Annotated in this window: 7 protein-coding genes and 1 pseudogene; 6 read left to right on the top strand and 2 right to left on the bottom strand. The window is 44.0% G+C overall.

Annotated features, from left to right (window positions below; translation table 11 throughout):
- The 6 genes from AC4GZ8_RS26145 to AC4GZ8_RS26120 all read left to right on the top strand — a co-directional run.
- On the top strand, window positions 1-328 hold a 328-nt coding region (locus AC4GZ8_RS26145; protein ID WP_491084810.1), incomplete at its 5' end, for a winged helix-turn-helix transcriptional regulator.
- Window positions 329-362: 34 nt separating this feature from the next.
- Window positions 363-944, top strand: coding sequence for a Crp/Fnr family transcriptional regulator (locus AC4GZ8_RS26140; RefSeq protein WP_491084809.1), 582 nt, complete (start codon window positions 363-365; stop codon window positions 942-944).
- A 70-nt stretch (window positions 945-1,014) separates the two neighbouring features.
- On the top strand, window positions 1,015-1,362 hold the full coding sequence (locus tag AC4GZ8_RS26135; protein WP_491084808.1) for a darcynin family protein: 348 nt from the start codon (window positions 1,015-1,017) through the stop codon (window positions 1,360-1,362).
- A 331-nt stretch (window positions 1,363-1,693) separates the two neighbouring features.
- Window positions 1,694-2,140 (top strand): hypothetical protein, encoded by a 447-nt coding sequence (locus AC4GZ8_RS26130; protein WP_491084807.1) that lies wholly within the window; start codon window positions 1,694-1,696, stop codon window positions 2,138-2,140.
- Window position 2,141: 1 nt separating this feature from the next.
- On the top strand, window positions 2,142-2,366 hold the full coding sequence (locus AC4GZ8_RS26125) for a helix-turn-helix transcriptional regulator (protein ID WP_491084806.1): 225 nt from the start codon (window positions 2,142-2,144) through the stop codon (window positions 2,364-2,366).
- Window positions 2,367-2,425: 59 nt separating this feature from the next.
- The gene (locus AC4GZ8_RS26120) at window positions 2,426-3,130 is read left to right on the top strand and encodes a DUF4386 domain-containing protein (protein WP_491084805.1); all 705 of its coding nucleotides are present in this window, start codon (window positions 2,426-2,428) and stop codon (window positions 3,128-3,130) included.
- Between the two features lie 310 nt (window positions 3,131-3,440).
- Here AC4GZ8_RS26120 and AC4GZ8_RS26115 read toward each other — a convergent pair whose 3' ends face one another.
- Both AC4GZ8_RS26115 and ileS read right to left on the bottom strand, forming a co-directional pair.
- Window positions 3,441-3,725, bottom strand: coding sequence for a DUF5915 domain-containing protein (locus AC4GZ8_RS26115; protein ID WP_491084811.1), 285 nt, complete (start codon window positions 3,723-3,725; stop codon window positions 3,441-3,443).
- A gap of 366 nt (window positions 3,726-4,091) precedes the next feature.
- A pseudogene (gene ileS, locus AC4GZ8_RS26110) lies at window positions 4,092-6,520 on the bottom strand (isoleucine--tRNA ligase); the annotation flags it as partial.
- Window positions 6,521-6,560 lie beyond the last annotated feature (40 nt).

Below are 6,560 nucleotides of genomic sequence, written 5' to 3'. Positions count from 1 at the left end.
CGATGTCCTCATCCACAATAAGCGATATTACCGCGAGTTTCTTGCTTCGCGCGAGCGTATCTCAACCAATATATTGAGCGCACGGCTCCAATCGCTCGTTGAAACGGGCTTACTCGTAAAAATAGAAGGCGAGACGAACCGCGCACAAACGATGTACCGGCCCACACAAAAAGCACTTGATCTGTTTCCGGTTGTATTTGCCATTATGCATTGGGGCCTTAAATACAACCCGAATACCGATATGAGTATTCCGATCATGAAGGAACTGATAACCGACGAGAATGGGCTGGAGAGGCGCCTATTACGGAATTTCGACGATCTTAAATGAAAGCCAAGATCCTAAACCATTTACATGAGGACTTATGGACAAATACTACACCTCATTAAAAACGCTTCCCCAAGCAGCAGTACTGTCAGATGAAGATTGGAGCTTGCTGGTTGAGCGGACATATATAAAGCGGATCTCCAAAGGAGCATCGATTATTCGAGCAGGAGAATTGGTGAACCATGCTTACTTCTGCACGGAAGGTTTATTTCGTCTGTTTTACCCGCTTTCCGATGGCAGGGAATACAACGTAGCATTTACGTTGGCAAACGATTTTGCTACTTCATACGGTGCAATGTTGATGGGGGTGCCTTCCTCTTTTACGATCGAAGCAATGGAGGATTCCACCGTTATTGAAATATCTTATGGCGTACTCCAGGAGCTTATGGACATCAGCCATCCATGGGAAAGGTTCGTACGCAAAAGCGTCGAAAGGTTATATACCCGAAAGGAAGAGAGGGAGCGTGAGCTTCTGTATTTGAATGCGAAGCAAAGGTATGAGGCGTTTTTGGTAAAATACCCCGGTTTGGAAAAGCGCATCCCACAGTACCACATTGCGTCATATTTAGGCATTTCTCCGGTTTCCCTCAGCCGCCTGCTCCGGTCGGGAAATGATTAACCTATGTTAATGTGCTGCGGTCACTTCATTGCTAAAATAGGAATAAATAAAGGGCAAAGGTGATGAAGAGATGCGGTACATGATGATTGTGTTGCTGGAGTTTTATCCTTCCTGGCTAGCATTGCCTCGGGAGGAACGAAGGAAACATGCGGCATCGTTACAGGAAATCATTCAAAAATACGAACAGCACGTAAAGGTACGTTTCTTTGATGCGGAGGCGCTGCCCGGGAAAGAATATACGGATTTCGCCGTATGCGAGACAGAGGACTTGCGTCAATACCACTATATGTGGGAAGAAATCAGAGATTCGCTTCCTTACACTAAAGGGTACACGAAGATTAAAGATGTGGTCATGGGGATGGAAAATGCCTTCCGATCGTATGAGTCGGAAATGCTAAAGATGGAAGATTTAGAGTAAATTAGACGTTCAGTCCTTTACACCATGCGGCAGCGGAAAATCAGGCCCCTACGCTAAACGGATACGTTCTTATTATAAGGTTAACCAGTTTTTTCTGGTTGACCTTATTTTCTTAGGATTCATCCTAAATTGTTGCCAAATTTGAAAATAAAGGTATGGAAATCTTTAGTGAGATACTTATAACTGATCCAATCCCTAAAGCTGTTCGATTGGCTGGAACCCTAGTAGGCGGTGTCCGGCTTTTAGTGTATAATAAACTTTACATTATGTATGGAATTCATTACATGATGTATATCAAACTTAACTTAAAAATGTAAAGGTGGTGTAGTGCATGACCTATCAAGAAAAGAAGAGCATCGTATCGTTGATCAGCGCAATAATCATTTTCGGATCGTATTGTGCGTACATGTACCCGCAGTTTCCCAAGGAGGGGCTGAAGTCGACGGAAACCTTTCATTATTGGGGTTCCTTCGTTCTCTTCTTGACATTGGTTTCAATCGTCGCGCATATCATTATCAGCATTATTTTTAACATGGTCTTTAGGATGACGACCGGAGAAAAGGAACCGACATTTGCGGATGAACTGGATAAGCTCATTGACTTGAAAGCCTTCCGAAACTCATTTTTTGTGTTTATTCTCGGCTTTCTTCTTGCCATGGGTTCGCTGGTCATTGATCAGCCGTCACAGGTGATGTTCATGATCCTGATCGCTTCAGGATTCATTTCCGATGTGACCGGCTCTATAACGAAACTTTACCATTACAGGAAAGGAGTCTAATATGGGCAAAAATCTTGTCGGCAATCACATCCGAAAATTACGGTTCAACCATAATGAAATGACCCAGCAGCAGCTGGCTGACAAGGTGGGCGTAACAAGACAAACTATTGTTGCCCTGGAAAAGGGTAACTACTCCCCCTCTCTGGAACTGGCTTTTCGCATTGCTCACGCCTTCAACTTACCTTTGGAAGAGGTATTCTTTTACGGGGATAACTCAAAGGAGTAAGAACTGCGATGATTTCCTTGTACTGACTATAAATTTATGAAATGAAGGAGAGACAACAAATGAATTTTTCTATCAAAAAGAGTTCATTCATTGTAGGTGTACTGTTTATACTTGCAGCAATTACAGCAATAATAGGTCTAATTTTATACAATCCTATCCTAAAAGATCCCGATTACCTGATTGAAGGTTCTAAGCATGCCACTCAGGTGATCGTTGGAGCATTACTGGAATTAATTCTCGTCGTTTCTGCGGTCGGCACTTCAACAACGATGTTTCCGTATTTAAGAAAGTACAACGAAACTATTGCTCTTTGGCATGTTTGCTTTAGATTTCTTGAAGCCGTCATTATTACGGTTGGTATCATCAGCGTTTTGTCTCTTTTGACCTTAAGTAGGGAATTTGTAGCAACAGCGTCTCCGAACATTGCTTCTTTCCAAGCAACAGGGACAGCATTAAAAGCGATACATGACTGGACATTTTTACTTGGTCCTAGTTTTATGCTTGGCATTAACACTATGATGTATAGTTATATATTTTATAAAACCAAGCTTGTGCCCAAATTTATACCCATTTTAGGTATGATTGGGGCAACTCTTGTTTTCCTTGAAGCATTATTAGTCATGTTCGGTGTCATTCAGCAAGTTTCTGTTTGGGGTTCTATTTTGGCACTACCAGTAGCAGCTAATGAAATGATCTTAGCAGTATGGCTCATCGTAAAAGGATTCAATGTATCTGCACTCGCTTCAGCGTCTGCAATCAAGTAAACATTTGAATGACAACCCATAGATTTCCCGGCGGTAAACAGTTCCATGTTCACCGGCCCCGGCGCTATCGCGTTGATTGTAATTTTATTCGGCCCAAGCTCCAACCCGCAAATCCCTCCGTAATCACAGGCGTATCCGAGTAAATCCGACGAACGACTACTACTACATACGGTTCCACTCCTCCTTCAGTCTACGGCATAAATTTCATTTACATGAACTTATACCGTAGACCAAACGTTTTTTTCAAGCCAACCGTTCCTCTACTTTAGATAAATTAAAGTCTAGGTTTCTATTTGCTCCTAAAAATAAGCTACTCGATGAGAATTCCTACATTTTTTCCCTCGATCGAAACCATTTCCATTCCTTCCTTATCATCGTATCTGATCCTTGACAGAAGCACGTTTTCTCTCAATACGTGTTCGAACCGCTCAATTGCTTCTTTCACCTTCGGGTCGACATCAAGTACGAGGTTCACGCGTTTCTCAATCGGCAGATCCAGTTTCTTACGGTAGTCCTGAATAGCGCGAATGACTTCACGTACAACACCTTCTTGAAACAGATCCTCAGTGATTACCGTATTCAGAGCGACGTTCATTTGGTAACCGGCTGTCGAAGCGAAGCCCTCTTTAGCATGTTTTTCTATAAGTAGCTCGTCAATCGAGATATGAAAATTTTCATCGGCAATGGTTGTGTTGAAAAAACCATGATTGACTATTTGTTTGGTTTCGTGAGCGGTCAGTTCCTTTAATTGATTTTGAAGAGAACCGACGAATTTACCATACTTTTTGCCGGCCACTTTCAAATTCAATTTAAGTTTGAAATCGACAAGTTCGCTATCGTTTTGTTCGATCCGGATTTCCTTCACATTCATTTCGTCCTTAATGATATCTTCGAACCTGGCCAAGTTAAAATCATGGTTATGCAAAATAATCAGCTCAGACAACGGCTGCCGAGTTTTAATTCCGGTTTCATTTCGAACGCTTCTTGCCAACTCGACGATCTGCCTCACGGTTCCCATTTCGGCTTCCAGTTTATTATCTCCGGCGAATTCATTCACTTTCGGGAAATCCGTCAGATGAACGCTTCCTTTTCCTCCAAGGTTACCGAAAATATCTTCTGCAATAAACGGAGTATACGGAGCCATCATTCGGGCAATCGTCAGCAATACTTCCTCCAGGGTCTGATAGGCGGATACCTTATCCACGGTCATTTCACTGCCCCAAAAACGGTCACGCGAACGGCGGATGAACCAGTTGCTGAGATCGTCGATCAACACTTCGATTTGCTTCGCCGGATTCAAAAAGTCGTTCACTTCGAGACCTTTCGTAACCTCTTGCAACGTGCTGTTCAGCCGCGACAATATCCAGCGGTCCAATTCATTCGCGGAGGCCATCTTCGGATGGTCTTCCTTAGTATATTGATCAATCGTCGCGTATAGCGCATAAAACGAATGAACATTAACCAGTGTGTCGATCACTTTCGATTTAGCTTCAGCTACGATTTGCTTCGAGAATCGCTTGCTGTTCCACGGAGCACTATCGGACAGCAAAGCCCAGCGGAACGCATCTGCACCGAACTCTTCGATGATTTCCCAAGGGTCGATGACATTGCCTTTGCTCTTCGACATCTTTTGGCCGCTTTCATCAAGTACATGTCCGGTTGAAATGACGGCTTTGTATGGAGATTTACCGTTATATAGAGTTGAGACGGCCAACAGGCTGAAGAACCAGCCTCTCGTCTGGTCAATTCCTTCGCAAATGATATCGGCAGGGTACTGCTCATCGAACAGCTTCTCGTCTCCGAACGGGTGATGGTACTGCGCAAAAGGCATCGATCCACTGTCAAACCAGACATCGATGACTTCCGGCGTTCTTTGCATCCTCGCGCCGCAGGAACAGCGTAGAACTATGTCGTCCACGTAAGGTATATGCAGCTCCAGGTTTTCAGCTAACGGCTGCATAGATTTCTCCTTCAGTTCCTTTAGACTGCCGGGTGCATACTCGGACCCACAATCCCGGCAAATCCATACATTAAGCGGCGTACCCCAATAGCGGTTTCGGCTAATGTTCCAATCGATGAGCTCCTCGAGGAATTTTCCAAAACGCCCTTCCTGAAGATGAGATGGATACCAATTGATTTTTCTGTTATTTTCGAGCAGTTGTTCTTTAACCGCGGTCGTCTTGATAAACCAACTTTCCGTAGCATAGTAGAGCAGCGGAGATTTGCACCGCCAGCAAAAAGGATAGCTATGCTCGTAACGTTCTTTGGAAAACAGTAAGCTGCGTTTGGATAAATCTTTAACCATATCGATGTCGCAATCCTTAACGAAACGCCCAGCATAGTCCGTAATCTGTTCGGTATAACAACCGGCTGAATTGACGACATTCACGAAATCTAGTTTGTGTTGCTTGGCGGTGCGGTAGTCGTCCTCCCCGTGTGCAGGTGCAATATGAACGATCCCGGTGCCGCTCGTATCGCTGACATAATCGGCATCCACAACGATATGTCCTTTGTTCGCATGAATATAGCTGAAAGGCGGTTCATAAAGAATACCTACAAATTCCGAACCCTTATGCTTGGACAAAATCTCATAATCTGCCTTCAAGACCTTCTCCGCCAGCTTTTCCGCGACAATGTAGACTTCACCATTTTGTTTTACTTTAACGTAGTCAATGTCCTTATTTACCGCCAATGCAACATTTGCGGGAAGCGTCCAGGGTGTTGTCGTCCAAGCAAGAAATGTTTCACAGCCTTGTTTGCTTTTAAATTTGACCGTGGCACTCAAATCTTTGACATCCTCATAGCCCTGTGCTACTTCGTGAGAGCTGAGGGTGGTTTGACAATCCGGGCAATAAGGACTGACACGATGCCCTCTGTACAGCAATCCTTTGTTATGAATAACGGATAAAATATTCCACACGCTCTCAATATAATCGTTCGTTAGCGTGATGTATGGATGATCCATGTCCGTCCAGTAGGCAATCGCTTCTGTCAGTTCGCGCCACTGCTTTTCATACTCGAACACGCTGTCTTTACATTTCTTAACGAATTCAGCAATGCCGTACTTTTCGATCTCTTGTTTTCCTGAGATACCTAATTGCTTTTCAACGCCCAGTTCAACAGGAAGGCCGTGCGTGTCCCATCCAGCTTTGCGGACGACACGGAAACCGGACATTGTTTTGTAGCGGCAGATGAAGTCTTTAATGACACGTCCAAGCATGGCCCAATATGTGGCTTTCCGTTTGCAGTAGGGGGGCCCTCATAAAAAACGAAGTTCGGTTTTCCATTTCGGTTTTCGATCGATTTGTGGAAAGTCTCATTTTGTTTCCACTGCTCAAGAACACGCAATTCCCGGGTTCTTGCCTTCTCTTTTACATCAACTCTTCTCATGCATACCATCCCTTCTCAATAAACGGTTGTTCTGAAAAAA

This window comes from Metabacillus sp. RB-C-LZQ-3-1 (assembly GCF_058315175.1).
This window is presented reverse-complemented; position numbering and strand designations above follow the sequence as displayed.